This window comes from Streptomyces iranensis, from assembly GCF_017874715.1.
In the GTDB taxonomy this organism is placed as follows: Bacteria; Actinomycetota; Actinomycetes; order Streptomycetales; family Streptomycetaceae; genus Streptomyces; species Streptomyces iranensis.
In genome coordinates, this window is sequence record NZ_JAGGLR010000003.1 from 98,286 (window position 1) to 124,478 (window position 26,193).

Consider the following 26,193-nt stretch of genomic DNA (forward strand, 5'->3'; position numbering starts at 1 on the left):
GACCTTCACCGGCAGGTGATCGGCGGCATCCTGCACCGGGTGCGGACCGGTGTGCAGTGGCGGGATCTGCCTGAGCGGTTCGGCCCGTGGAAGACGGTGTATGAGCGTCATCGGCTGTGGTCGGTGACGGCACCTGGGAACGCCTGCTTCAGCAGGTGCGGGGCGCCGCCGACGCAGCCGGTGAGATCGACTGGGACATCGCGGTGGACTCTACGGTCGTGCGTGCACATCAGCACGCGGCCGGAGCTCGCACTGACCCGCCGCCGGTTTCCGGCGTCAAAGGGGGCTGAAGCAGCAGAACATAAGGTACCGGCGACAACATCCCCGTCACCCTCAACGCCGAGACGGTCCGACCCTGCCGAGAACAAGATCGACTTCGCTGGCCTCTCAACAGCATGCCACGGTGATGATGGCTGCCCACTGACCTGAGAAGACTCGACACGGCGACGGATCTGCCCGGGGATCGCACTTGCCCTTCGATAGATACGAGCATATGCTCCTATTAGTCGAACGTCTCGCCGGGTCGATGCTCCAGACAACCCGGCCTCTCTATTCGTTTTTGCGACTGTCCGCTGGACAGCGCTCAGCAGCGCAAGCTTGCGTTGGCTGCGCATTCCACACCAGGAGCCGAACCATGACCGCCGTAAAGGCTGCCGCAGTCCAGATCAGTCCCGTGCTTTACAGCCGTGAGGGCACCGTCGAGAAGGTCGTGAAGAAGATTCGCGAGCTGGGAAAGCGGAACGTCCAGTTGGCCGTCTTCCCCGAGACCGTCGTCCCTTACTACCCCTATTTCTCCTTCGTGCAGCCGCCCTACACCATGTCCAAGGAGCACCTGCGTCTGCTCGAAGAGTCGGTGACCGTACCGTCCGCCGAGACCAACGCCATCGCCGAAGCCGCCCGGGAGGCACGGATGGTCGTCTCGATCGGCGTCAACGAGCGTGATGGCGGCAGCATCTACAACACGCAGTTGCTGTTCGATGCCGACGGCACGCTGATCCAGCGCCGGCGCAAAATCACGCCGACCTATCACGAGAGGATGATCTGGGGCCAGGGTGACGGTTCGGGCCTGCGCGCGGTGGACAGCACCGTCGGCCGCATCGGCCAGCTCGCGTGCTGGGAGCACTACCTGCCACTAGCGCGCTACGCCATGATCGCCGACCGTGAGCAGATCCATGCCTCGATGTATCCCGGCGCCTTCGGTGGGCCCCTGTTCGCGGAGCAGATCGAGATCAACATTCGCCAACACGCACTGGAATCGGCCTGCTTCGTGGTCAACGCCACCGCCTGGCTCGATGACGACCAGCGCGCACAGATCGCCAAGGACACCGGCGGCCCCGCCGGTGCGACTTCCGGCGGCTTTTTCACCGCCATCATCGATCCCGAAGGCCGCGTCATCGGTGAGCCGCTGACGTCCGGCGAGGGCGAGGTGATCGCAGACCTGGACTTCGCATTGATCGACCTGCGCAAACGCCTGATGGACGCACGCGGTCACTACAGCCGCCCGGAACTGCTCAACCTGCACATTGATCGCACGCCGGCGGCCAACCTCCACGAGCCTGGCACCCATGCGCAGGTCCAAGCACTCCAGGCGGTGGACGAAATTCGCGCCGTCGAGACCCAATAAGCCATTCCAGCCTGCGCCGGAGGGCGGCTGGGTACATCTCCCCAACACGCCGCCGAGATGCACCCGTATATTCGCCGCCACTGTCTGACCTCTCCCCCGGACGGCACTCTGATCACGGTCGGCCTGGCGTCGGCGCCGGTCCCTGCGTTCGACACGAGCGTCGGCACTCAGGACTGGGGCGTGCCCGGTTCGGCGGGCACCAGCATGACGCGTCCGCCGCGGCGTCCTGCCGGCCCGCCGAACCGGGCCAGGACCATGGAGCACATCCTCAGAGCGACCCCGGTACTGCGCGATGCCCCCGTTCCATGCCCAGGGTCCAGTCCTGGCCTCCGGGACTAGGCATGGAGGCCCTGACCGACGCGAACGGCTCCTCAATGGCCGGGGCAGGGCAATCCTGCCGGGCCTGTCCATTCCGTGCGGCTCATGGGGTGGCTGAGTGATGTCCGTCGATCCGGTCACGCGGCCTGCGAAGAACCGGATTCGGGCGCGTTGATGCGTTCTACTCGGCCCAGGGCGTAAAGCCCGTGTCCAGCACCGCGGCGAGGAGGGTGCGCAGGCGGGCAGCGTCCTCTGCGCCGAAAGAGTCCTCGAACCGAGCCTGAACGTCCTTCCACAGTGGAAGCGCCTCGTCTATCCGGGCCAGGCCTTCCGGCGTGATCGCGGCGATGCGCGCCCGGGAGTCGGTCGGCGACGGCTCGACGGTCACGAGACCTTCCCGCGCCAGCGGCTTGAGGTTCGAGGCCATTGTCGTGCGGTCCATGGCGATCATGTCGGCCAGGCTGGTGATCGTCATCTCTCCGAGCGCGCTGAGCCTCTGCAGAATGCTGAATTGCGTCGCACGAAGCCCGACCGGGGCCAGAGCCTTGTCATAGGTCGCGCCGAGGTACCGGGCCGCCTTGCGCAGTGCCAAGTTGTTGCACTGCTCGGCGAGGTTCTGCGGAGCAGGGGTCATGTTTCCTCCATACTTCCGGACTCATGATAGGAGCAGCTGCTCATAAAGGCCAGACTGGCTCCGGCACCAACGGCTGCCCGCATCTCCTCCTTACCTTCCCACCACATAGGAGCATATGCTCGTTAATGTATCTGCGACGCGCCCTGTCCCCGCCGGAGCCCCGTGCCTCCCCCGACTCACCGCCAGAAGGCCCTGCCATGGAAACCCCCTTCGGACCCGCGCCCGAACATCAGCCGATGCCCTCCACGGCGGCCGAGCCCGCCCCGGGTCCCCACCCCACCGTCCGCCGTCGGCCACCGATGAAGGCCTGGCTGCAGCCGACCCTCATCGCCCTGATCGTCGTGGCCGCCTTCATCAGCTGCTATATCGGGCTGCAGCGCGACCCCCAGCCGCACCACGTTCCCATCGCCGTCACCGCTCCCGGCGGCCTGCAGAGCGAGATACGCCAAGCCCTCGGCGACAGCATTGAGGTGCGCCCAGTCGCGGACACTGACGCGGCACGCAGGGCCCTGGAGCACCACGACGTCGCCGCAGCGCTGAGCACCGACGGCACGGGCGAGCTGCGCCTGGAGGTCGCAGGAGCCAATGGCATATCCACCACATCGGCCGTAAAGGCCCTCATCGGCGCTTACGCCAACGGTGCGGGCAAGCACGTCACCATCAAGGACGTCCTGCCCCTGGTCCGCTTCGACGCTCGGGGACTGGCTGGCTTCTACATGGCTTTCGGGGTGACCCTGGCCGGTTTCGTCCTCGGCTCGAACGCTCTCGGCCTGACCGGTCTCCTGCGACTGCGCCACCGGTTCATGCTGCTGAGCGGCGCCTCCGCGGCCATCGGCACGGTCGCCGCGATCATCGCCGGTCCGGTTCTGGGAGCAGTTCCGGCGCCGGTCGTTCCGCTGCTCCTCATCCTGACCCTGCTGGCAGCCGCAGCCGCCTTCACCACCAAGCTGCTCGGCACCTACCTCGGCCCCGTCGGGCTTCCGGCCGCCACCCTCCTGCTCCTCACTGCCGGCAACGCCACCAGCGGCGCCACCATCGGCGTCGACCTGCTGCCCGCCATAGCCCGAGCCGTCTCCGCCCTATTGCCACCCGGCGCCGCCGTCCGTGCCATCGCCGACCTGAGCTACTTCAACGGCGCACACACAGCAGGACCTGTCGTCACACTGGCCCTGTGGGCCAGTGTCGCCGCACTGTTGCTCGCCCTGCGCGCCCGACTGGTGCGGCGGCGCGCGTCCGCAACCACTTGACACGCCGGCTTCCCCTGAGCCACGCGCACGACTCGACAGCCGTCCGAACGGGGAAGCGCCGGTCAACGGCAAATGGTTCACGCTACATGGCATGACAGACATCACTCGATCCGGCGTTGTTCCACCCGCTGAACGGAGCCTCACCAAGTGCGCATTGACCACCCGCTCGAAACCCCTGCTCGACGTGTATCTCTTAAGGCCGGAAAGGCAATCGCCACTTGACTCTGGAGCGCTCGCTTGCCGTGTCGGGTACAGGAGGGAGACACGGGTTCCCTCACGGGGGGCTCGCCTGGGCGTGCTCGACCGCGTTGTTCACCGCTTCCTGCACGATGCGGTAGATATGGGCCTGGGCCTCTGGCGACAGTTCGTCGCCGAGCCGGCTCCACTCCGCTCCGATGTGCAGTTCCGTCTCCAGTCCGAAGGTTTCCCCGGTGCGCCGGCACAGTGTCTCGAGGGCGGGCGCGAGGCCGAAGGGCCGCATTTCCACGATCAGGTGCCGCAGCGAGGTGATCTGGTTCGCGATCAGGCCACGCGCCTGGTCGATGGCCTCCTTCATGGCGGCCGACTCGCCACTGCCGACGGCGGTGGACAAAACAATCTGAACAGCGGCCAGTTCTTGAACCATCTTATCGTGCAGCCACGTGCCCAGCGCCGTCGGTGGTTGTGGGAAACCCGCAGGATGCCTGCGGACGGACACCGAGGCCCCGAAGCCGCCGGAGCACCACTATGGCTGCTCGGGGAACTCGGTCGGGCGAAGATGCGCCCGCTCTGCCGACACGGACAGAAACGGTTCAGGTTCACAGATGATCGACAGGCGTACCTTCGGCAAGGCCATCGGCGTGGGGGCGGCGGGAACGGCTGCCGCATCACTCACCGGTCTGAGCGGCCCCTCGTCGGCGGCGGCCTCGTCGTCATCCGGGCCGGGCACCGACAGGGCGGCAACGGCGCCGGCGTCGCACACCGGCGGTGGGTCCTTCCCGGCGCTGCCGCAGGAAGCGCCCGGGGCGTTCGCCCAAGCCGTCCTCGACGTCGACCGATTCTGACCAGCGGCGTCGGTTACTACGGGACCGCAGAGCTGCGAGGTGCGCCGCAATTGAGCAAGTGCTTGAACGGCTGATGCTTCTCTGCCCGGCCGCCACGCCTCGCCTCCACCTGGTCGCTGTCCAACTGGTCGGCCCAGCACACTCAGAGCCAGATTCGCACATTCCATGCAATGTAAACCAAATGACTGGAGCAGTAAGATGCCGAACATCACCAGGGTAAGCAAGCGGCGATACCTTGGCATGGCCGCGGGAGTAGTCGTCGCCCTCGTCAGCGGTGCGGCGCTTGCGCCGTCGACGTCGGCCGACTCGCCCGACGCGAGGCACCGTGTGAAGACCTTCGAACTGGTCGGCAAGCAGATTTCTGCCGAAGAAGTCGATCTGGGAAAGCCGGGAGTCAGCGTTGGTGACCAGCGGGTGGTCCACGAAGACCTCTACCGTGATGGCGAGAAGGTGGGCGATCACAGCACGGTCTGCGCCTTCACCCAGGTCGGGCCGTCCGCCCTCCAATGCTTGGGAACCTTTGCGCTCCCCGAAGGACAGTTCACCGCGCAGTCACTGTTGCACCTGCCCGCTCCATCCTCCGTCGACGTCAGCATCACGGGCGGATCGGGCGAGTACCGTACCGCTCACGGCTTCATCCGCACCGTCCCCGCGGGGGAGACCGAGCGACACTTCACTGTCTACCTGCAGCGCTGACCAGCCCGCTACCGCGAGAGACGTGTCGACATGTCTGTGTGTCTGTGTGTCGGGACGGCTCGTGCGATTGGTCAGGCGGCGCTGTCCAATGGAACGCCCTCCACCTTGGCAACCGCGGGGCAGTCTCCGCAAGCGGCCTCTCATGGCCAGGGCTGTCCTACCTCAACCCGGCAGGACGGGCCCTGGCCATGACGTGCACTAGGGTCACGACGTTCCGCGCTTCGCTGGTTGCACCGGGCCGAAAAGACGCCGATCTGGTCGACGCGAGGCATCTGAGCAACCCTCGGAACACGGTGCGGCACAGTGGTCCGGCAATGGATGCGTGAACTGCGGTAGGCCTTCAGGCCCGGTCTCCCGGACCGGATATGAGCCGGGTGAGCTGGCGCAGCGTGACCTGTGGTTTCCCGTCAGTCGAGGGCTCACTTGAGTTCGGGCAGACCAGCAGCCCGCCGGTGCTGGTGGTGGTGGTCGGCTACTCACAGTGGATCGCGGCCAGGATGGCGCAGACGAAGACTCGGGCGATCCGAAAGCCAGAGTCCGGCCGAGCGGTGCAACGGCTACCTCGAGACCAGCTTTCCGCCCGGCGGGACTTCGCCTCGCCAACCGGCTTCAAGTCCAGCTCGTCGACTGGCTGGCCAAGGCCAACCGGCGTATGCACCGCACGCCGGAAGCCCACCCGGCCGACCCGATTGAGACAGACGAGGCATGGATGCTGCCGCTGCCACTGGTCGGCCCGCTGGGCTGGTGGCGGACCACCCAGCGGCTGCCGCGCGATCACATCATCGATGCCGACACACGCATGGTCGTGGCCACCGCTCGCCCGGCCCCGGGCAACAAGGCCGACGCCCATGTGTGGCGCAACTCCGGCCTGCCGGACCAGTGCCGCGGCGTCACCGTGCTCGGCGACGGCACCTACATCAAAACCGGCCTGGTCGTCCCACACAGCCGTGGCCGGGCCCTGACCTGCAAAATCACAGCCTTCTGCAACACGCTTTACAGTAAAGGCGGTCCCGTAACTTCTGGCCATGAATGAGATGATCTTGGATCATTCACCGGTCAATCCTTGGGGTTGGCGCTTCGGATCGGTGCTGTTCCGTTGATCCATGGACTCCTGCCGCCCCTCGCACCGGCGGTTCCCTGGTGAGGGTTACCGGCCTCTACCTCATCCGGCGGAAACGGGCATGCCCCTTCCCGTCGGCTTGATCTGGCGGTATGTTCCGTTCCTGCAATCCCGACCAGTCGGTATGTATAGCAGAGCCGGGTACGCGAACGTCGGGCACCCGGTCCGAGAAGCCGGAGGTCTCAATGGCTGAGCAGGCAACACCGCAGATCGACGGGCACTGCGAGGTACGTTTCGAAGGCGTCCGCGCCGCTTTTGAGGAGAACTTCCGCGCGCGCGGTGAAATGGGAGCCGCCGTGACCGTCCTGCTCGACGGTGAGCCAGTCGTCGACCTGTGGGGCGGCTGGGCCGACGCCGCGCGCAGCCGCCCATGGGAGCGGGAGACCCTCGTCAACGTGTGGTCGACGACCAAGGGGGCCACGGCGCTGTGCGCGCATCTGCTGGCCGACCGTGGCCTGCTCGACCTGGACGCTCCGGTCGCCGTCTACTGGCCCGAATTCGCCGCAGCAGGCAAGGAGAACATCCTCGTACGTCATCTGCTCTCACACCGCGCGGGCCTGGCCGGCCTGCGCGAACCGCATACGTTGGCCGAGCTCTACGACTGGGAGTTGACCACCGCACGCCTCGCGGTCACCGAACCCTGGTGGGAGCCGGGCACCCGCTCCGGCTACCACGCACTGACCTACGGCTTCCTGGTCGGTGAGGTCGTACGGCGCATCACCGGGCAGCTCCCCTCCGCGTTCCTGCACCAGGAAGTCACCGGACCGCTCGGCATCGACTTCTCCATTCGCCTCCCGGAGAAGGAAGCCCATCGCGTTGCCCAGCTGGTCCACCCGTCGGCTGCGGTCGGCAGTGAACAGGATGCCGCCTTCAGCCAGTTGCAGCCGGTCGCTCTCGCCGCCCTGGCCAACCCGCTCGTTGGAGCCGCCGACGCGAACACTCCTGAGTGGCGCGCTGCCGAGATTCCCGCCGCGGGTGGCCACGGGACGGCCCGGGGAGTTGCCGCGCTGTACGACTTCTTCACCGGCCGGGGACGCACAGACACCCGGCAAGTGCTGTCGGCGCAGGCCGCGGAACGCGTACGCGAAGGCCAGGGCAGCTGCCGGGACCTGGTTCTGGGCGCCGGTTTCGAACACGACACCGAGATCGGTCTCGGTCTCAGGCTGAGCGGCCGGAACGGCTCCTACGGCCCCAACTCGAGGGCCGTCGGCCATGACGGCTTCGGCGGCTCTTTCGGGCTGGCCGATCCCGAAGCGGGCATTAGTATTGGCTACGTCATGAACCGGATGGGCGCGCACATTGCGGATGACCCCCGGAAGATGGCCCTGATCGACGCTGTGTACAAGGCAAGTGTGCATTCCGTCTGAGGGCTGTCCCGTCGAGGGCTGAGCTGTCCGGCGGGGGCGATGTTGTGCAGCCGGGCGATGTCGAGCATCACCTGGTGGACACCGTCGCCCTTGGGGCGACAGTCCCGCGGAATCCTCCAGTTCTTCAGTCGGGGCAGCGCGTGCTCAATCCTCGCACGGGCTTTGCGGTGCACCGTGTTCTCCACCTCCTGCTGCGGCTCAGGCGCTTCTGTCCACGCTGCCTGCGGTGCGGAATGAGAGCACCGGTGATCGTCAGTTTTGGAGCGACCTGCAGACTCCCACTCGCAGGCACCACCCGCTCGAACTCCACCAGCCCGCCGTCCTCCACCGGCACCGCCTCCGGGACCAGCTCAGGCGGGCCAGCAGGAACGGGCACCGCTTCGCAATCTTCCGAACCAGCGCTCCTGGATCCGAGCGCGGTGGCGCCTGACTGGGTCGAGGTCGGTCGGCCCCCGACGCAGTGCCGCGTAGGCCGGAGGACATTGCTCTCCGGAGAATAGGAGCATATGCTCTTATCTGGGTGCTGGAATGACCGGCAGCCGATCAACACGCAAGCCGCTACGGCCGGATCTTCGAAGGAGACATGACATGGCGAACGCGGAAAACAGCGACAACGACCGCCAGGGACTCAGCTACTACCCATGGTGGCTGGACGACCTGGCCGACGACGTCACCCTGGAAGGCGCCGCCATGACAGGCACCGCGCGTGGCGCGGAGGCGGTCCGCGCCATCGTGGTCAAGGCCCGCGAACTGTACGAGTTCCAGGACTTCAGCTTCACCGGAGACTTCGGTGACAACGGCTTCCTCGAGATCTACGACGCCTCGGTCCTCGGCGAGCCCATGAAGGTCGTCGTCACGGTCACCCGCAACGCCGCCGGACAGGCCCAGGAACTCGCGGTGCTCCATCGGCCGCGCAACACCCTGCTGCTCTTCTCCCGCGAGATGAACAAGAAATTCGCCGGCACCCCCCTCGCCGAGTACTTCCTCGCCGACGAGTCCTGAGACGACGTTCCCCGGGGGCAAGCCTCACTGCCCAGCCCAGGCATCGCCTCTTGGGCCGCCCGGCCCCGTCGGCCGCGAGGCAACCGCGGACTCTGTCCGGTCATCCAGTGCTCTGGAGAGCCCGTCGGACCTGAGGAGACGCGGCACTGGCTGCACGATCCCGGAGAGAGCCGACCAGGTCCGCAACCGCGAGAAGCGCGGTTCCCCCGGACGGACGCCGCGTCGACGATCGCCGAGGTCGAGTCCACCTCGCTCCTGGCGCCGCGTTCGTCCGACACCACCCGGTGTACTCGGCGCCACAGGCCCGCCTCGGTCCACACTGCGAACCGGCGATGTGCCGTAGCGGGGGACGTACCGAACGTCGGCGCAGGTGCCTCCAGGCACAACTGCTGGTCAGTACGTACACCACCGCAGTGAACACGGCACGCGCATCACACGGAGCAGTCCCACCGCCCTGCGGACGAGCGGCGAACGACGGCAGCAACGGGGCGACCAGCTCCCACAGTTCATCAGGGAGCAGAGGTCAGCCGTCCTCGCTCCCGCCCCCGGGGCAGGCCGTGTCGCTCCCGCCCTCGGGGCAGCCCGCGTCCAGCAGTGGGTCGATACCCGCCCGGAGGAAGCGCAGCAGGGTGTCGTCCGGCGTGGCGGCCAGCGCGGGTGAGCGGATGGCCAGGCGCAGCAGGGTGATGCCCATCAGCCACGCCGCCATCAACTCGGCCCGCAGCGCGGCGTCCTCGCCCTCCAGACGCCGCGCGAACCCCTCCGAGAAGACCTCGGTGACCTCCTCGCGGAGCCGCCCGACGGTCTCCTCCCGGCTGGAGGAGCGGAGCTTGGTCAGCAGCGGATGCGGGGCCTCTTCCTCGGTGGGCCCCGTGGAGACCACATCGCAGATCCACGCCGAGACCTCGTCCAGCGGCAGATGGCGCAGCGGCTCGAACAGGCCGGTGCTGGTCGACACCGCGTCGAACAGCGCCTCCTTTGAGCCGAAATAGCGGTAGACCAGGGCGGCGTCCACCCCCGCGTCCTTGGCGATGTCGCGCACGCTGCAGCCGTCGTAGCCGTATCTGGCGAACCGCAGCGCGGCGGCCCCCAGCAGGGCGCTGCGCGTGCCGGCCGCGTCGTATCTGCGGGCACGGCGGGGGTGGTCGTCGCACCCCCGTGAGTCGCTTGCCCGGTTCACCTGTCGTACCTCCGCCTGGACCGTGCCGTACATGCTGCCGGTTCAGCCTCGCATGTCCAGAAGTCATCCACTGTTGTCATCAGTTGTTGACCAAGCTGTGGGTCGGCGCGTTATGTTTTGTCAACGCGTGGTGACTTTGGTCGCCGCATCGCGCGGTCAAGGCCGGACGACGGTGTCAGGCCTGCTCGTTTCCCGACCGGGCGGCCCTGCGCCGCCCTCGCCACGCACCCGCATCTGACCCCCAGCAGAAGTGGTGATCCCCTGTGCAGATACGACGCGTCGCGGTGGTGGGCACCGGCTATGTCGGACTGACCACCGGCGCCTGTCTGGCCACCCTCGGCCATCGAGTGGTGTGCGCGGACACCGACCACCAGAAGGTCGAACGGCTCCGGCGCGGACAGGTCGACATCCTCGAGCCCCGGCTGCCCGAACTCGTCCGGGAGGGACTGGACTCCGGGCGGCTCGCGTTCGTCCGCGACACCCGGGCCGCGGTCGCCGGCGCCGAGGTGGTGTTCCTGTGCCTGCCGACCCCGATGGGCGTCGGTGGCGCCGCCGACCTGGCCGCCGTCGAGGCCGTGGCGGACCAGATCCGCGACGCGCTGCCGCGCGGCAGCGTGGTGGTCAACAAGTCCACCGTGCCCGTGGGCACGGCCGAGCGCGTCGCCGCGCTGCTGGACCGCCCCGACGTGGCCGTGGTGAGCAATCCGGAGTTCCTCCGCGAGGGTTACGCGGTGCGCGACTTCCTCCACCCCGACCGCATCGTGGTCGGCGCCGCCGACCGGGACGCGGCACGGCGGGTGGCGGACCTGTACGCCGGTCTTGACGCCCCGCTGGTGCTCACCGACGCGGCGGGCGCCGAACTCGCCAAGTACGCGGCCAACTTCTTCCTGGCCATGAAGCTCTCCTTCGCCAACAACCTCGCCACGCTCTGCGAACACTTCGGCGCCGATGTGGACGATGTGCTCACCGGCATCGGCCACGACCCCCGTATCGGCTCGGCCTTTCTCAAGCCGGGCCCCGGCTGGGGCGGCTCGTGCCTGCCCAAGGACACCCACGCCCTGCTGACGGTCTGCCAGGAGTCGGGCGTGGACTTCCCGCTGCTGGGCGCCACCATCGAGACCAACGTCGAACACCAGCGGCGGCTCGTCGAGCGTGTGGTGGCCGGCTGCACTCCGGGCGACGGCTCGCTGCACGGCGTACGGCTGGGCGTGCTGGGCCTCGCCTTCAAGGCGGGCACCTCCGATCTGCGCGACTCACCGGCCCTGGCCATCGCCCGGCTGCTCAAGGAGCGGGGCGCCGAACTCCACGCCTACGACCCCGCGCTCAGCGAGACCCGCCCCGACCTCAGCGATCTGCTCACCCTCGCGGACACCCCCGAGGAGGCCCTCCGGGGAGCGCGCGCCTGTCTCGTCCTGACCGAGTGGCCGGAGTTCCGCGCGCTCGACTGGGAGCGCGTCGCCGGACTGCTCGGCTCCCCGGTGGTCTACGACTTCCGCAACCTCCTGGACCCGGACCGGCTGCGCCGCGCCGGACTCACCTGCGAGGGCATCGGCCGCACCCCCGCGATGGCGCGCTGACGCCCCGCCCGCCCCTTCCTCGCCGTACGAGACCCTCCCCACAGAAAGGCCCCTGCGTTGCGGGTACTGTTCACTACGCTCGGCAGCCCCTCCCACGGCCGCGCCCAGCTTCCTCTGGCTCGGGCCCTCGCGGCGGCCGGCCATGAGGTGCTGGTGGCCACCACCCCGGTCCTCGCCCCCGTCTTCGCATTGGACGACGTGCGGGTGGCCACGTGCCTCGACGACCTCTCCCCGGCGACCTTCCTCGGCCCCGCGATGGCCGAGGAGGCCGGCCCGGCCGGTCCGCCGGACATGGCCCGGATGGATGATGCGGAGCGGCAGGCTTTCCTGCTGCGCGTCGTCACCAAGGTCCTGTCCGGCCCGATGGCCACAACGCTCTTGGACGCCCTGCTCCCCGTGGCACGCGACTTCCGGCCCGACCTCATCCTGCGCGACGGCATGGACCTCGGCTCCTGCCTCATCGCCGAAACCCTCGGCATACCGCAGCTGCCCACCCCTTCCGGGAGCAGCAACACCTTCAACCCGGACAAGGTGCTGCCGCACCTCAACGCCCTGCGGCAGCAGCACGGGCTGTCCACCTCCGAAGACCCGCTGTCGGTGGTCCCGCACGGGCGGATCGACTACGTACCACCGGCCTTCTCCTTCGCCCAGCACCTGCCGACGTCCTGGGCCTACCGGCAGACGGTGGACGTGGACCGCGGTGCGGTGCTGCCGCGCTGGGTCGCCGAACTGCCCACCGACCGGCCCCTGATGTTCGCCGCCATCGGCACCGCGATCCCCATGTTCCACGACAGCTCACGCGAGGCGGACGCCTCCGCGCCGCCGCCGATGCCGATGCCTGACCCGGTGGACACGCTGCACGCCATGGTCCAGGGGGTGTCCCGGCTGGAGGAGTGCACCGTCATCCTCGCCACCGGGGGCATTCCCGTGGACACCGACGGGGTGCCGCCGCACGTGCACATCACCGAGCGGCTGCCCCAGCCACTGCTGCTGGAATCCGTGGACCTCTTCCTCACCCACGGCGGCTTCAACAGCATCCGCGAGTCGCTGCGCACGGCGACACCGATGGCGGTGCTGCCCCAGTTCGGCGACCAGCCGGGCAACGCACAGCGGGTCGAGGAACTCGGCCTCGGCCGGCGTATCACCGACACCACGCCGGACGGCATCACCGCCGTCTGCCGTGCGGTGCTGGCCGACGACGGCTGCCGGGCCCGAGCCCGCCGGGCGCGGCTGGAGATGCTGGCGCTCCCGGAGATCGACAGCGCCGTCCCCGACCTGGAGAAGCTCGCCGGATAACGCCCCGACGCCGGAGTCCGGGCCCCGGCGCCTGGGCTCCGGGCCCGCTCTTCCCCGCGGGTTTCCAGCCCCCGCCACGTCCCCCACGCGCGGCAGAGAAGGTTCGCAGGTACGAATGTCGTCCTCACCCGCCACCACCGAGCCCACCGAGCCCACCGAGCCCCGGACCCCCGCCCGGCTGACCCACCGCCAGGTCGTCACCGTGCTGTCCGGGCTGGTGCTCGGCATGTTCCTCGCCGCGCTGGACCAGACCGTGGTCTCCTCGGCGCTGCGCACCATCGCCGACAATCTGCACGGACTCACCGCCCAGGCGTGGGTGACCACCGCCTATCTCGTCACCGGCACCATCGTCACCCCGCTGTACGGAAAGCTCTCCGACATCTACGGCCGCCGCCCGGTCTATCTGTCCGCGATCGTGCTGTTCACCTTCGGATCGCTGCTGTGCGGATTCGCCACGTCCATCCACCAGCTCGCGGCCTTCCGGGCGGTGCAGGGCCTCGGCGGTGGCGGGCTGATGTCCCTCGCCATGACGATCATCGCCGACATCACCTCGCCACGGGAGCGCGGCCGCTACCAGGGCTACATCACGGCGGTGTTCGCCGGGTCGAGTGTCATCGGCCCCCTGGTGGGCGGGGTGTTCGCCGGGCGCGCCACGCTGCTGGGGATCGACGGATGGCGCTGGATCTTCCTGGTCAACGTGCCGCTGGCGGCCCTCGCCGTCGTGGTGATCCTGCGTGTGCTGCACATACCCCACCAGCCCGTACGGCATCGGCTGGACTACGGCGGGGCGCTGACGCTGGCGGTCGGGATCGTGCCGCTGCTCGTCGTGGCCGAACAGGGGCGGAGCTGGGGCTGGGCCTCGCCCCGGGCGCTGGTGATGTACGCGGTGGGCGTGGTCGGGCTGATCTGCTTCGTACTGCTGGAGCGGCGGATGGCGGATGCCGCGCTGCTGCCGGTCAGGCTGTTCCGCATCCGCGCGTTCCGGCTGGGCACCGTGCTGCACTTCACCGTGGGCATCACCATGTTCGGCGCCATGACGACACTTCCGCTCTATCTCCAGCTGGCCAAGGGCATGAGCCCGATGGGGGCGGGCCTGGCCACGCTGCCCACCATGGCGGCGAATGTCACGGTGACCCTGGTGGTCGGCCGGCTGATGTCACGGACGGGGCGGTTCAAGGTCCATCTGGCGGCGGGCGTCGGCTCCCTCACCGTCGCCATGCTGGTGTTCGCCACGCTGAGGGACGACAGCCCGCTGTGGTACGTGGCCATCGGCATGGTGTTCATGGGGGCGGGCCTCGGCGCGGCGATGCAGACGATCACCACGCTCGCCCAGTCCGAGGTGCCCGGTCGGGACATGGGGGCGGCCACCGCGTCGGTGAACTTCTTCCGGTCCAACGGCGGCACGGTGGGCGCCGCGGCCTTCCTGTCCATCCTCTTCTCCCTGGCCGGTACGCGGATCAGCGACCGCCTGGCGGCGGCCTCCCAGGACGCCTCGTTCCGCAGGCTGGCCGGGGAACCGGCGAACGCGGAGGCGCTGAAGGGCGTCGTACGGCCCGACGGCGGGGTGAACCTGGAGGACTCGGCCTTCCTCCACCACCTCGATCCGGCCGTGGCGCAGCCGTTCCTGGAGGGCTATGTCAGCGCCCTGCGCGTGGTCTTCCTCACCGGGGCCGCGGTGGGCCTGATCGCCTTCGTGATCGCCGCCTGGCGGGTGCCGAACACCCAGCTCTCCGCCGACTGACGCGGTCGGCGGGAGCGGGCGGGGACACCGAGGCGACGGCGGGCGGACCACCGCACGGCCGGGTGAAGCCGGGGACTACCAGGGCGCCGGAGTGCCGTCCCAGGAGAAGAACCCGCCGGTGGGCCCGGTGTCCGGGAGGAGGGCGAGCCGGACCGCGCCCGCCGCGCCCTCGGCCGGATCCCCGTCGCTCCCGGCGGCGCGGGCGTTCAGATCGGTCCTGCGCAGCCCGGGGGCCAGCGCGTTGACCTTGAAACCTTCGGAGGCCAGGGCCTGTGCGGTGTAGAGGGTCAGGGCGTTCAGGGCCGTCTTGGAGGAGCGATAGGCCGCGCCCGACCCGGCGGACACGGCGAACTGGTGCTCCGGGTCCGCGCTCCAGGTCAGCGAGCCGGTGCCGCTGGAGACATTGACGATCCGGGGCGCGTCCGAGCGGCGCAGTGCCGGGAGGAAGGCGTTGGTGACGGCGAGGACGCCGAAGACGTTGGTCTCATAGGTCCGGCGGAAGTCCTCCAGGTCGGCCTCGGGCGCCGTGCTGCCGCCCGCCATGATCCCCGCGTTGTTGACCAGGATGTCCAGCCGTTCCAGCTGGGCCGCGGCCGTGGCGACGCTGTCGGCGTCGGTCACGTCGAGCACCATCAGCCGGGCGTCGCCGCCGATCTCCTCGACGGCCCGCCGCCCCCGCTCGGCGTCGCGCGAGCCCACGTACACGGTGAGTCCCCCGGCGGCGAGCTGGCGTGCGATTTCCTTGCCGATGCCCTTGTTGGCACCGGTCACCAGTGCTGTGCGATTGTTCATGGCATCAAGGGTTCCCCGGCCACGTCCACCCTGCCAGGGACAACCTGTCCCAGGCAGTACCCGTCAGCCGAAGGAGGCAGCATGGCGAGGCACGAGCTGGCCCGCTTCCTGCGGGACCGCCGCGAGGGGCTGCGTCCCCAGGACATCGGCCTGCCCGCCGACCCCCACCGCCGTACGCCGGGGCTGCGGCGGGAGGAGGTGGCGGAGCTGGCCCATATGTCGGTCGACTACTACACCCGCCTCGAGCAGGCCCGTGGCCCCCGGCCCTCGCCGCGCATCCTGGACGGGCTGGCGGGGGCGCTGCGGCTCGCGCCCGCCGAGCGCAGCCATCTCTTCCGGCTCGCGGGGACGAGCGCGCCCCCGGGCGCGCGGGCGGTGCGGCGGGTCCGCCCGCATGTGGCCCAGATGCTGCGGCGGCTGCCCGACACCGCGGCGATCGTCACCGACGCCGCCTACGACGTGGTCGCCTGGAACCTGCTGGCGCAGGCCCTGCTCGGCGACGACCTCGGCCGGGACGGCAACCTCGCCCGCCGTCGCTTCCTCGGCCGGGGCCACGCGTACGAGAGCTCCAGCGCCGAGGAGTTCGGGCACATCGTGGTCGCCCGGCTGCGCCGGGCCGCCGACCGCTACCCCCGGGACGCGGCGCTCACCGCGCTGCTGGGCGAGCTGCGCACCGGCAGCGAGGAGTTCCGGCGGATCTGGGAGGAGCGCCCGGTCCACGCCCCCGGACACCGGACCAAGACCGTCGACCACCCCACGGCCGGGCCGCTCCGGCTGAACTGCGACGTCCTGCTCGTCCCCGAGGACGACCAGGAGGTGGTCCTGATCACGGCCGACCCCGGATCCCCCTCCGCCCGAATGATCCGCGGGCTCGCGGGCGCGGTGGCACCGTGATGGCGTGGCGCTTCGTGCCGTACGTGCCGTCACTTCCGTGAATTGCCGAACAACAGGCGGTACACAACCAGGAGAACGAAGGCGCCACCGATCGCCGCGCCCCAGGTGGCGGGGTCGAAGAACTCCTTCTGCACCGGGCGGTCGAAGAACTTCGCGGAGATCCAGCCGCCCACGAACGCCCCCGCGATGCCGATGGCCGTGGTGCCGACCAGCCCGCCCGGGTCACGCCCGGGGAGGAGGATCTTGGCGATGACTCCGGCCAGCAGGCCGAGGATGATCCAGCTCACGATACCCACGTTGTTCGTCCCCTTCGTCGTGCTGTTGTGCTGTCGTGCCGTGTGCCGGGGTGAGTGAGCCCGGTCGATGACGTGTTCAGTCGGTTGCGCGGGTGTACGGGCGTCAACGAAGACGCGGCCCGCTCGGCGGTGGTTGCGAGCGGCTTGATCTTCCGCATGCCCGGGGAGCGGTGCGCCATGCCTGGACCGGATGTGCGGGGCGTGCGGGGATCCGGTCAGCCGTAGGACAGGTTGGAGCAGGGGTCGTCGTCGGCGGAGCGGGCGTCGTCGGCCACATGGGAGGACGGTGTGGAGGGCGCGGATGGCGCGGTGGCGTCGGGGGAGGGCGCGGTGAGGTATGTGCGTCCCAGGGTGAGGCTGATGCCCGGGGTGGTGGCGGGGCGCAGTCCGGCGCCGGGGAAGAGCCGGGCCACGGTCTGCGCCCGGTCCCGCTCACCGGGGCCGTAGCCGACCACGGTGGTGGCATGGTCCTGGGTGTCGGCGTTCGTGGCGCCGGTCACGGTGAAGCCATGCGTCCTGAGCGTGTCCGCGGCGCGTGCGGCGAGGCCCGGGGCGGTGGTGCCGTTGTAGACGGTGACGCTGATGCCCGCGCCCGACACGGTGGACGTGGCACTTGGCGTGGCGGAGTCCCGGGGCTCGTCCTTCTTCCCACCGGCCGCCTTCCCGTCGATGGTGCGGTCGGCCCTGATGTCCGCCCAGAGGCCATCGGCGTCGGGCTGGACGATGGCGACCCGTTCGCCCTGGTAGCGCCAGGGGATGGTGACGAACTTGGTGTTGTGCAGATCGATGTCCTTCATCGACATGGCGAAGGTCATCAGCTTCTTCGCGGAGCCGAGCCCCGGGTCCACGGTCATGGACTTGGTGGCCGCGTCCGCCAGCGGATACAGCGTGGTCGGGTCGATTCCCCGGCTCTTCACCTTCTTGAGCAGGGCGGAGATGAACGCCTGCTGCCGCTGTATGCGCCCGATGTCGGAGCCGTCGCCGATCCCGTGGCGGATGCGCACGTAGTCCAGCGCCTTCTGCCCGGAGACCGTCTGGACCCCCTTGCTGAAGATGCGCTTGCCGCGGGTGGACCGGCTGGGGCTCAGATCGCGTTCGTAGACGTCCTGCGGCACGCATACCTGGACCCCGCCGACCGCGGAGGTCATCCGGGAGAAGCCCTCGAAGTCGATGACGACGGTGTGGTCCATGCGCAGCCCGGTCAGCTTCTCGACGGTGTTCTGGGTGCAGGCCGGATTGCCCTGGGCGGTCTCGCCCACGGAGAACGCCGAGTTGAACATCGCGTTCCGTTGCGTTCTGGTCCATGAGCCGTCCGGCAGCCGGCACGGCGGGATGTCGACCAGGGTGTCGCGGGGTATCGACACCCCGACCGCGTGCTTGCCATCGGCGTAGACGTGCAGCAGCAAGGCGGTGTCCGAACGGCCCACGTCTCCGGTGCCGCCGCCCAGCTTGCTGTTATCGCCCGAGCGGGTGTCCGAGCCAATGACCAGCACGTTCTGACCGGCGGCGTTTCCCTCCGGCCGGTTGTCGGAGAGGCCGTCCGACCCGAAGGTGGTGATGTTCCCGTTCAGCTTGAAGTAGAGCCAGCCCACTCCGCCGCCGAGCAGCACGAGGAACGACACCACGATCACCAGAGCGATCCGCAGCGGGCGGCGCCCCTTGCGCTGCCGCCCCGCGTCCGTCCGTTCCGCGGTGGCGCTCCCCGTCGTCTCCCCGTCTCTGCCTGTCATGCGCGTCCTTCGTCCGGCGGCTGTTCGGAAGAGAAGACGATCGATGCCGGTCTCAGGTTCTATCGATGCGCGAGGGCATGTTTTACAGCGTGTGGTACGACACGTCCCCGCGGTGCCGGAGGTGCGGGGCGATCAGCGGGCCAGGGAGACGGCGAACGGCCGGAATCCATGGCGGCGCAGCACATGGGGAACCAGCAGCACGAGGGCTTCGGTGGCACGGGCGGTGGTGATGTCACCCAGATCCTCGATCCACTCCGGCTTCCAGCCGAGGTCGCCGAGAAGGCCCGCGGTGATGGTCTTGGCGTCCGCGTCGTCGCCGGAGAGATAGCCGGTGGGCGGGGTGGACAGCTCGGCGGGGGCGGTCATGACCGGGAAGAGCATGGTGTTGAGGGTCTTGACCACCCGGGTCGCGGGCAGGGCCCGCTGGAGCCGCTCGGCCAGACTGCTGCCGGGATAGCACAGGTCCGAGGGGAGCCCGTCGGGCGTGTGACGGGTGGCGTTGGAGACGTCGATGAGGATCTTGCCCGCCAACTCGGTGCGCAGGGCGGAGAGGCGTTCCAGAGCCGTGTCGCCCGGGGTGGCGTTGATGACGATGCCGGTGGTGGCGGCGGTGGTGCGCTGGTCGGCGTGGCGCGGCTGTGGAACGGCGCCGGTCTCGTCGGCCGGGGTCTCCTGGGGCGGCTGCCGGTGGCCGAGGGTGATCTGGTGGCCGGCGGCGGCGAGTGCGCGGGCGAGCCCGCTGCCGACGCGTCCGGTGCCGAGGATGCCGATGCTGGTCATGCGAGTGAACTCCTTGCCGGGGCGGGTGGTCAGGCGATGGGCGACAGGACGGAGACGGCCTCGGCGTGGATGCCGGGGGCGGTGGCCAGGAAGTCATCGCCGGCCAGGTCCCAGGGGTTGCCCCGGGTGTCGGTGACGGTGCCACCGGCCTCGGCGACCAGCAGCGCGCCGGCCACCAGACCCGAGCGCACATCGGAGAACTGCCAGAACGCGTCCATGCGCCCGGCGGCCACATGGATCAGCTGGAGGGTGGCGGGCACGGAGACCCGGACGACGAGACCGCGGATCAGCATCCCGGTGACCGACGCGCCGATCCGGTGGAAGGTGTGCTCGTCCTCGCCCGGCCGGGCCTGGCCCGTGCCGACCAGGGCCGCGCCCAGGTCCGTCTTGGCCGACACCCGCAGGGGCGTGCCGTTCAGCCGGGCGCCGTGACCGGCCACCGCGGTGTACCAGTCGCCGGTCAGCGGAAGGTGGACGGCGGTGAGCACCGGGTGGTTGTCGCGGACGAGGGTGGCGGTCACGGCCCAGTCGGACATGCCGTGCACATGGTTGATGTTGCCCTCGGCCGGGTCGACGATCCACCACTCGCCCGGCGGCAGCGCACCGCCCGCCAGCTCGTCCTCGGCCCAGCGCGCACCGGGCCTGGCGGCCATCAGCGGCTCCTTCAGGATGTTCAGCACCGCGTCGTCGTTGGCGTGGATCTCCGCGACGATCTCGTCGAGCTCCACCCCGCGGGCGTGTGGGGTGTGGCGCTCCCGCAGCAGGTCACCGGCGGTGCGGACGGTCTCGGTGACCCGGGTGAGCAAAGTGGCGTCGAGGCCGGTTCCGGAGGTCGTGGTGCCGGTGGACGTGGACATGAGTGCTCCCGCGATGGTGAGAGAGGGGGAGGCTTGGCGCGCGCTTCGCCGTCGGTGTCTCGACCGTAGGCACCCTCGCCGATGACGGCAATTGCACATATGGCACTGCTGGGTTTACCCGCGTGCAACGGAAGACGCGGGCCGACAAGCGACACCCGGGCCGAAGCGTTCGCTTCGGCCCGGGTGGTTGGCCAGGTGGCGGCGTGGTCAGCCGATGGCGGGGACGGGTTCGCGGGGCGATCCCGCCGGTTCCTCGGGAACGAGGTCGTCGGTGGCCGTGTCATCGGGGTTGAAGGGCAGGTCGCCCCGGAGCACCGCCCGGGTCCGGGCCTCGTCCAGCTGCCCCTCCCAGCGGGCCACGGCCAAGGTGGCGACACCATTGCCCACCAGGCTGGTCAGGGCCCGCGCCTCGGACATGAACCGGTCGATGCCGAAGATCAGCGCGAGGGCCGCCACCGGGACATGGGGGACGGCGCTGAGCGTGGCGGCCAGGGCGACGAAGCCCGAACCGGTCACCCCCGCCGCGCCCTTGGAGGTGAGCAGCATGACGGCGAGCATGGTCAGCTGCTGGGTGAGGCTGAGGTCGACCCCCACCGCCTGGGCGAGGAACACCGAACCCATCGTGAGGTAGATGGCGGTTCCGTCGAGGTTGAAGGAGTACCCGGCGGGCAGGGTGATGCCCACGACGGGCTTCGAGGCGCCCGCGTGCTCCAGCTTGGCCATCATGCGCGGCAGCACCGGTTCGGTGGACGAGGTGCCGAGCACGATCAGCAACTCCTCCTTGATGTAGCGGAGGAACGGCAGCAGGCGCAGGCCGCCCAGGCGCATCACCCCGCCGAGGACCACCAGGACGAAGAAGAGCGCGGTCAGCCAGAACGAGCCGACCAGCAGGGCAAGATGGCGCAGGGTGCCCAGGCCGTAGTTGCCGATGGTGAAGGCCATCGAGCCGAAGGCGCCGATCGGGGCCAGCCGCATGATCCAGCGGATGAGCCGGAACAGCACCGTGGAGAGCTTCTCGATGCCCGCGGCGATGCTCGCCCCGGCCTCGCCACTGGCCTGCAGACCGAAGCCGAACAGGACCGCCACCAACAGCACCGGCAGGATCTCCTCGCCGGTCAGCGCGGAGACGAGGGTGTCCGGGATGGTGCTGAGGACGAAGTCCGCGAAGCTCTCATGGGCCTGGGTCGCCTCGGCCGGGAGGCTGTCGGTGCTGAGGGTGGAGACATCGACGTGCAGTCCGCTGCCGGGCCGTACGACGTTGACCACGACCAGGCCGATGACCAGGGCGATGGTGGTCAGGATCTCGAAGTAGACCAGGGCCTTGAGGCTCACCCGGCCGACCGTTCTGCGGTCGCTCATGGCGGCGATGCCGTGGACGACCGTACAGAAGATGATCGGCGCGATCATCATCCGCACCAGCGCGACGAAACCGTCTCCCAGCGGTTTCAGCTCCGCCCCGAAGGAGGGCCACAGCGAACCGACGACGACCCCGGCGAGGACCGCGAGCAGGCACTGGACATAGAGGCGGGACAGCAGCAGGCGGATGCGGCCGGGCCGGTCGGGGGCGGCGACGGTGCCCGGCGCTGCGGCGTTGCGGCTCATACGGGGCGTCCTTCCGGGACGGGAACGAGAAGTTCGGCTCGGGCGATGCGCCGGGCGGCGCGGTGCAGGAGCACCGTGGGGGACGCGCCGTCCGGTGCGGGGACGGCTCGGGCGGTGATGACGCCCGCGGGGGTGCCCAGTCGCAGCGTGCCATCGGCGGTCTGCCGCGTGACGCGGTGGGCGAGGGTGCCGGGGGTCGCGGCGGCCGTCGCCAGGGCGACGGCGGAGGTGAGGCCGATCGCCGGATGCGGGGCGTGCATGGAGACCATGCGCACGGCCACGTCGTACTGGTCCTGAGTGACCAGGTGACCGTGGGTGGTGCGATATGTTACGGGGCCGCCGACGACACCGACCTTGGGCACCGCGTGGCTGACCGGGGCGTCCTCGCGGACCAGCCCCATGGCGAGCGCCGCCTTGCGGCGCAGCACGGTGAGCGCGGGCACCACGGTGGCGAACGCGGCCGGGGATTCGGAGCCGTCGAGGCCGAACGCCTTGGCGTCGAAGAGCGCGGCGGGCGCGCCCGCGTCCACGAGCGAGGCTTCGACGGGGCCGTCCGGCCCGGTCAGGGTGTCCAGGGGGCGGCCGGTGGGCAGGGCACGGCCGGTGGTGGACCCGGCCGGGTCCTGGAAACCCAGCAGGACCGGCACCCCGAGCGCCTCGGTGCCGGGCACCACGGCGGTGCCCTCGTCGGGCGCGGTCGGGCCGGGGGTGGGGATGGTGCCGGTGAGGCGGGCCCCGGTATTCACATTGAGCATGCGGACGGTGGTGGTGTCCGAGGTGATCGGCACCAGACCGCGGTGGACGGCGTACAGCGCGACCGCGGTGGCGCAGTTGCCGCAGTTGCTGGTCCACTCCACCCGCTCATCGCCGATGCCCACCTGCGCGAAGGCGTAGCAGACATCGACGCCCGCCACGTCCGACAGCTGGACGATCGCGGCCTTGGAGGTGGTGGACGAGGCGCCGCCCACCCCGTCGATCTGGCGGGGGTCGGCCGCGTTGAAGGCGGCGAGCAGCAGGGTGTCGGCATCCACTCCGGTGGCCACCACATCGTGGTGGTCGAAGATCCAGCACTTGCTGGTACCCCCGCGGATCATCTCGCCCTGCAGACGCAACACAACGGACTCCCCATGGCCGTGGAATCGACACCCCGCCGACGGCTCCTCCGTGGGCGGTGGCATCTACGGTGTGTTACCGCAGCGTGAAGTACAATCTCGGAAATCTGTAGGGGTATTAAGCAGAACTGAAGGCTTGAGGTGATGTCGTGCTGGACGTCCGGCGCATTCTGCTCTTCGCCGAGGTGGCCCGGCGCGGCTCCGTGACGGCCACCGCCCGCGCCCTGAACTACACGCCATCAGCGGTGTCCCAGCAGGTCAGCCGATTGGAGACGGAGGCCGGCCAGCCGCTGCTGGACCGCCACGCACGGGGTGTCACCCTCACCGACGCCGGGCGCGCCCTGGCCGACCGGGGGGAGCGGATCGCCCGTGAGCTGAAGGCCGCTGAGAGTGAGCTCGCCGACTTCGCGGGGCTCCGCGCGGGCACGCTGCGCATCGGCACCTTCCCCACCGTCGGCGCCTCGCTGCTGCCGCCCGCCGTCATCGCCTTCCGCGACACCCACCCGGACGTACGGCTGACCGTGCGCAGCGCCCGTATCGCGGGCCTGTGGTCGATGCTGGAGAGCCGGGAGATCGAGATGTCGCTGATGTGGGACTACGACTGGTGCCGCATCGACCGCGAGGACGTGGACATCACCCCGCTCCTCGACGATCCGCCCGCCCTCCTCGTCGGCGACCGGCACCCGCTGGCCACCCGTACCGACGCCACCCTCGCCGATTTCGCCGACGATTCGTGGATCACCCGTGCCGACCGCCATCCGGTGGCCGAGGCCCTGGTGCGCAGCTGCCGGGCGGTCGGTTTCGAACCGCAGATCGCCTACGAGGCACACGACTACCAGGAGGCGCAAGGCCTGGTGGCCGCCGGTCTGGGCGTGGCGCTGGCCCCGACCCTGGCCCTGGAGGGCATCCGCCCCGGCGTCAGCGTGCTGCCGCTGCGGCCGCCCGCGCCGGTGCGCCGGATCCTGCTCGTGCGCATGGCCGACCACGCCCTCACCCCCACCGCCGGGGCGTTCCTCGGCTCGCTGCGGGAGAGCGCCGCGGCCCGGCGGACCGACGCGCCGGACGCGGGCGGACGAGCGGTGGTGCCCGATCCCCGCTCCGGCTCATGACGGGCCCTCACAGCGAGGAGATCACCCGCCTGCGGTCCTCCAAGGCCCGGCGGGCAAGCCGGGAGGCGGGGGCGAGGCGGTCGTACTCATGGATGGCCCCGCTGTGCAGATGCAGTTCGGTGGGGATGTCGGCGTCGGCGAGCCGCTGGGCGTAGGTGACGGCCTCCGCGCGGAAGATGTCGAGCTCTCCGACCTCGACATAGGCGGGTGCCAGGCCCTCGACGGTGGCGACGCGCGCGGGCGCCACCTGCGGCGGGACGTCGTCGGTGCCGAACTCCGCGCCCAGCAGGGCGTGCCAGCCGGTCCAGTTGTCGTCCCAGGTCCAGGCCACATAGGGGGTCAGCCGGGGATCCGGGGTGAGAGTGCGGTCGTCGAGCATGGGATACAGCAGGGCCTGGCGGGCAAGCGGAACGCCCCGGTCACGGGCGAGGATCGCCACGCCCGCCGCGAGCCCGCCCCCGGCGCTGTCGCCCATGACGGCGATGCGGCGGGGATCGACCCTCAGCTCGGGCGCCTGCTCGCCCAGCCAGATCAGCGCGGCGAACACATCCTCCACGGTGCCGGTGCCGGTGGCCGCGTCGGGGGCCAGACGGTAGTCCACGGACAGGAACGGCACCCCGGTGGCCTGGACATATCCGGCGACCACGGAGTCATAGAGATCGACACTTCCGGCGATCATCCCGCCGCCATGGGCGTAGACGACCGCGGAACCCGGCGCGGACTCGGCCTTCTCGTACCAGCGGACGAGGATCTCCGCCCCGTCCGCGGACCGCACCTTGTGCGAGGACGCCTTCACCAGCGGATAGCCGGACGGGTACGCCGGGAGCAGTGAGGCCATCCACCGCATCGAGGCCGTGCCCCTGGCGCGCAGCGTCCGCCAGTCGTCGCGCTCGGGCGGGGGAGTGGGGTCGCTCTGTTCCGCGAGGGCCTGGAGAACCGCGGCGAGCTCAGGGTCGAGGGTGAAGGCCATGGTCGGCTCCGTTCGAGGGCGTCGGGGCCGCTGCCCCAACTTTCCTCACAGACTGCCGAGTTGCACTTGAGGCCCGGTACAGAGGCCGGGCGAACGGGACGAAGGCGCTGAGGAACGAAGCCCCTCAGCGCCGCCCGGTCCGCCGGGCCCCGAGCACCGGTGCCCCGGCCGGAACGAGTCCGGCCGGGGCACCGCGCTGTCGCCTCACGGGGCTTGTGGATCAGTCCCGCTGAGCGTCCTTGGGAAGCTGGCGCCACTTCACCTCGGTGGTGGTGTCGTACGTCCAGTCGAGCATCTTCTTCGCGTCCGGGTAGCGGTCCGCGTCGTTGAGGATGACTCCCACGACCGTCTTGTCGCCGCGCTTGGCGGCGAACACCAGGCAGGGACCGGCAGGGGTGGTGGTCCCGGTCTTGACGCCGATCGCGCCCTGGTACGAACCCAGCAACGTGTTCGTGTTGTCCCAGGAGTAGTACCGGGTGTGGCCGTTGGCCGCCGGTGCCTCCTGCTTGGTGGACACCGACTTGACAACCGTGTCGAACGTCGCGTTCTCCATGGCGCGCCGAGTCAGCTGCGCCAGGTCATGGGGCGTCGAGTAGTTGTCGGCGTCGGCCGAGACACCGTCGAAGGAGTCGTACTTGGTGTTGGTCAGCCCCAAGTCCTGCGCCTTCGCGTTCATCTTGGAGATGAACGACTTGGTCCGCTCGGCGGTGGTGTCGCCGGTGCCGAACGTGTCGGCCAGCGCCATCGCCGCGTCGCAGCCCGACGGCAGCATCAACCCGTACAGCAGCTGGTTGACGGTGAGTTTGTCGCCGGTCTGCAGGTCCGCCGTGCTGGCACCGGACTTGGTCACATAGTCGCGGTACTCCTGCTTGATGGTGACCTGCTTGTTGAGGTCCAGGCCTCGGGAGTCGAGCACCACGAGGGCAGTCATGATCTTCGTGGTGCTCGCCATCGGACGCTTGGTGTCGGCGTCCTTGGCCATCAGCTCCTTGTTGGAACCGGTGTCGAGCAGGTACGCGCCCTTGGCGCTGACCTCCGGTGGCGGTTCGGCCGAAGCCTGGGCCATTGCCACCGGGACCGCGATCGCTACGACCACCGTGGACGCGACCGCCGCGACTCTCCAGCGGCGGGTCACGGTTCCACGACGTTTATGCATTCGCCCTCCGTTTCGCTTGTTGAGGTGTGTTTCGGGCGAGCGCATCGTCT

The 26,193-nt window shown here is 69.7% G+C and carries 24 protein-coding genes and 3 pseudogenes; 13 read left to right on the forward strand and 14 right to left on the reverse strand.

The annotated features are described in order from the left end of the window. Window positions 1–6 precede the first annotated feature (6 nt). A pseudogene (locus J2Z30_RS06420) lies at window positions 7–251 on the forward strand (transposase); the annotation flags it as partial. A 383-nt stretch (window positions 252–634) separates the two neighbouring features. After that, a complete protein-coding gene (locus tag J2Z30_RS06425; protein WP_044579530.1) occupies window positions 635–1,624 on the forward strand; it encodes a nitrilase-related carbon-nitrogen hydrolase in 990 nt (329 codons plus the stop codon). 499 nt (window positions 1,625–2,123) lie between these two features. Here J2Z30_RS06425 and J2Z30_RS06430 read toward each other — a convergent pair whose 3' ends face one another. Continuing rightward, a complete protein-coding gene (locus J2Z30_RS06430; protein WP_044579532.1) occupies window positions 2,124–2,576 on the reverse strand; it encodes a MarR family winged helix-turn-helix transcriptional regulator in 453 nt (150 codons plus the stop codon). 236 nt (window positions 2,577–2,812) lie between these two features. On the opposite strand from J2Z30_RS06430, the gene J2Z30_RS06435 reads away from it, so the two are divergent. Then, a complete protein-coding gene (locus tag J2Z30_RS06435) occupies window positions 2,813–3,823 on the forward strand; it encodes a hypothetical protein (RefSeq protein ID WP_209468583.1) in 1,011 nt (336 codons plus the stop codon). 274 nt (window positions 3,824–4,097) lie between these two features. Here the strand turns inward: J2Z30_RS06435 and J2Z30_RS06440 are convergent, their stop codons facing one another. Beyond that, a complete protein-coding gene (locus tag J2Z30_RS06440) occupies window positions 4,098–4,448 on the reverse strand; it encodes a sensor histidine kinase (RefSeq protein WP_078957102.1) in 351 nt (116 codons plus the stop codon). A gap of 178 nt (window positions 4,449–4,626) precedes the next feature. Here J2Z30_RS06440 and J2Z30_RS06445 point away from each other — a divergent pair, with 178 nt between their 5' ends. The 4 genes and pseudogenes from J2Z30_RS06445 (at window position 4,627) to J2Z30_RS06460 (ending at window position 8,049) form a co-directional block, all read left to right on the forward strand. Beyond that, window positions 4,627–4,866, forward strand: a complete 240-nt coding sequence (locus J2Z30_RS06445; RefSeq protein WP_044579538.1) for a hypothetical protein — start codon at window positions 4,627–4,629, stop codon at window positions 4,864–4,866. Between the two features lie 198 nt (window positions 4,867–5,064). Beyond that, complete coding sequence (locus J2Z30_RS06450) at window positions 5,065–5,562, forward strand: allene oxide cyclase barrel-like domain-containing protein (RefSeq protein WP_052701774.1); 498 nt, start codon at window positions 5,065–5,067, stop codon at window positions 5,560–5,562. A gap of 778 nt (window positions 5,563–6,340) precedes the next feature. After that, window positions 6,341–6,523, forward strand: a pseudogene (locus J2Z30_RS06455) (IS5/IS1182 family transposase); the annotation flags it as partial. A gap of 344 nt (window positions 6,524–6,867) precedes the next feature. Continuing rightward, window positions 6,868–8,049 (forward strand): EstA family serine hydrolase, encoded by a 1,182-nt coding sequence (locus tag J2Z30_RS06460; RefSeq protein WP_044579542.1) that lies wholly within the window; start codon window positions 6,868–6,870, stop codon window positions 8,047–8,049. A gap of 26 nt (window positions 8,050–8,075) precedes the next feature. Here the strand turns inward: J2Z30_RS06460 and J2Z30_RS06465 are convergent. Next, window positions 8,076–8,296 (reverse strand): annotated as a pseudogene (locus J2Z30_RS06465) (IS5/IS1182 family transposase); the annotation flags it as partial. 341 nt (window positions 8,297–8,637) lie between these two features. Between J2Z30_RS06465 and J2Z30_RS06470 the strand changes: the two are divergent. Then, the gene (locus J2Z30_RS06470) at window positions 8,638–9,051 is read left to right on the forward strand and encodes a hypothetical protein (protein ID WP_052701776.1); all 414 of its coding nucleotides are present in this window, start codon (window positions 8,638–8,640) and stop codon (window positions 9,049–9,051) included. A gap of 100 nt (window positions 9,052–9,151) precedes the next feature. Here J2Z30_RS06470 and J2Z30_RS51650 read toward each other — a convergent pair whose 3' ends face one another. Together J2Z30_RS51650 and J2Z30_RS06480 are read right to left on the reverse strand one after the other, a co-directional pair. Next, window positions 9,152–9,571, reverse strand: a complete 420-nt coding sequence (locus J2Z30_RS51650) for a transposase (RefSeq protein ID WP_107073423.1) — start codon at window positions 9,569–9,571, stop codon at window positions 9,152–9,154. Window positions 9,572–9,574: 3 nt separating this feature from the next. Beyond that, a complete protein-coding gene (locus J2Z30_RS06480) occupies window positions 9,575–10,231 on the reverse strand; it encodes a TetR/AcrR family transcriptional regulator (protein ID WP_308279800.1) in 657 nt (218 codons plus the stop codon). Between the two features lie 263 nt (window positions 10,232–10,494). On the opposite strand from J2Z30_RS06480, the gene J2Z30_RS06485 reads away from it, so the two are divergent. The 3 genes from J2Z30_RS06485 to J2Z30_RS06495 all read left to right on the forward strand — a co-directional run bounded on the left by J2Z30_RS06485 (window position 10,495) and on the right by J2Z30_RS06495 (window position 14,845). After that, the gene (locus tag J2Z30_RS06485) at window positions 10,495–11,808 is read left to right on the forward strand and encodes a UDP-glucose dehydrogenase family protein (protein ID WP_078957103.1); all 1,314 of its coding nucleotides are present in this window, start codon (window positions 10,495–10,497) and stop codon (window positions 11,806–11,808) included. Between the two features lie 57 nt (window positions 11,809–11,865). Next, entirely contained in the window at window positions 11,866–13,104 is a 1,239-nt protein-coding gene (locus J2Z30_RS06490; RefSeq protein ID WP_044579544.1) for a glycosyltransferase, read from the forward strand. Between the two features lie 115 nt (window positions 13,105–13,219). Continuing rightward, window positions 13,220–14,845 (forward strand): MDR family MFS transporter, encoded by a 1,626-nt coding sequence (locus J2Z30_RS06495; RefSeq protein WP_044579546.1) that lies wholly within the window; start codon window positions 13,220–13,222, stop codon window positions 14,843–14,845. A 75-nt stretch (window positions 14,846–14,920) separates the two neighbouring features. On the opposite strand, the gene J2Z30_RS06500 is transcribed toward J2Z30_RS06495, so the two are convergent. Continuing rightward, window positions 14,921–15,637, reverse strand: a complete 717-nt coding sequence (locus J2Z30_RS06500) for an SDR family oxidoreductase (protein WP_044579548.1) — start codon at window positions 15,635–15,637, stop codon at window positions 14,921–14,923. Between the two features lie 81 nt (window positions 15,638–15,718). Between J2Z30_RS06500 and J2Z30_RS06505 the strand changes: the two genes are divergently transcribed. Further along, entirely contained in the window at window positions 15,719–16,531 is an 813-nt protein-coding gene (locus J2Z30_RS06505; protein WP_044579550.1) for a helix-turn-helix transcriptional regulator, read from the forward strand. 29 nt (window positions 16,532–16,560) lie between these two features. On the opposite strand, the gene J2Z30_RS06510 is transcribed toward J2Z30_RS06505, so the two are convergent. The 6 genes from J2Z30_RS06510 to J2Z30_RS06535 all read right to left on the reverse strand — a co-directional run bounded on the left by J2Z30_RS06510 (window position 16,561) and on the right by J2Z30_RS06535 (window position 22,911). Continuing rightward, window positions 16,561–16,827: a GlsB/YeaQ/YmgE family stress response membrane protein gene (locus tag J2Z30_RS06510; RefSeq protein ID WP_044579552.1), complete on the reverse strand. Its 267-nt coding sequence runs from the start codon at window positions 16,825–16,827 to the stop codon at window positions 16,561–16,563. 215 nt (window positions 16,828–17,042) lie between these two features. Beyond that, on the reverse strand, window positions 17,043–18,557 hold the full coding sequence (locus J2Z30_RS06515) for an LCP family protein (protein WP_078957104.1): 1,515 nt from the start codon (window positions 18,555–18,557) through the stop codon (window positions 17,043–17,045). 132 nt (window positions 18,558–18,689) lie between these two features. Continuing rightward, on the reverse strand, window positions 18,690–19,337 hold the full coding sequence (locus J2Z30_RS06520) for an NADPH-dependent F420 reductase (RefSeq protein WP_044579554.1): 648 nt from the start codon (window positions 19,335–19,337) through the stop codon (window positions 18,690–18,692). 29 nt (window positions 19,338–19,366) lie between these two features. Beyond that, window positions 19,367–20,194 (reverse strand): inositol monophosphatase family protein, encoded by an 828-nt coding sequence (locus J2Z30_RS06525; protein ID WP_044579555.1) that lies wholly within the window; start codon window positions 20,192–20,194, stop codon window positions 19,367–19,369. A gap of 207 nt (window positions 20,195–20,401) precedes the next feature. Then, window positions 20,402–21,796 (reverse strand): C4-dicarboxylate transporter DctA, encoded by a 1,395-nt coding sequence (gene dctA, locus J2Z30_RS06530; protein ID WP_044579558.1) that lies wholly within the window; start codon window positions 21,794–21,796, stop codon window positions 20,402–20,404. Then, window positions 21,793–22,911, reverse strand: a complete 1,119-nt coding sequence (locus tag J2Z30_RS06535) for a PrpF domain-containing protein (protein WP_044579560.1) — start codon at window positions 22,909–22,911, stop codon at window positions 21,793–21,795. The genes dctA and J2Z30_RS06535 overlap by 4 nt, the downstream gene beginning before the upstream one ends. A gap of 146 nt (window positions 22,912–23,057) precedes the next feature. Here J2Z30_RS06535 and J2Z30_RS06540 point away from each other — a divergent pair, with 146 nt between their 5' ends. Next, entirely contained in the window at window positions 23,058–24,017 is a 960-nt protein-coding gene (locus J2Z30_RS06540) for a LysR family transcriptional regulator (protein ID WP_078957105.1), read from the forward strand. A gap of 7 nt (window positions 24,018–24,024) precedes the next feature. Here J2Z30_RS06540 and J2Z30_RS06545 read toward each other — a convergent pair whose 3' ends face one another. After that, the gene (locus J2Z30_RS06545) at window positions 24,025–24,987 is read right to left on the reverse strand and encodes an alpha/beta hydrolase fold domain-containing protein (RefSeq protein ID WP_044579562.1); all 963 of its coding nucleotides are present in this window, start codon (window positions 24,985–24,987) and stop codon (window positions 24,025–24,027) included. A 220-nt stretch (window positions 24,988–25,207) separates the two neighbouring features. Continuing rightward, on the reverse strand, window positions 25,208–26,143 hold the full coding sequence (locus J2Z30_RS06550; RefSeq protein WP_044579564.1) for a D-alanyl-D-alanine carboxypeptidase family protein: 936 nt from the start codon (window positions 26,141–26,143) through the stop codon (window positions 25,208–25,210). Between the last annotated feature and the right edge of the window lie 50 nt (window positions 26,144–26,193).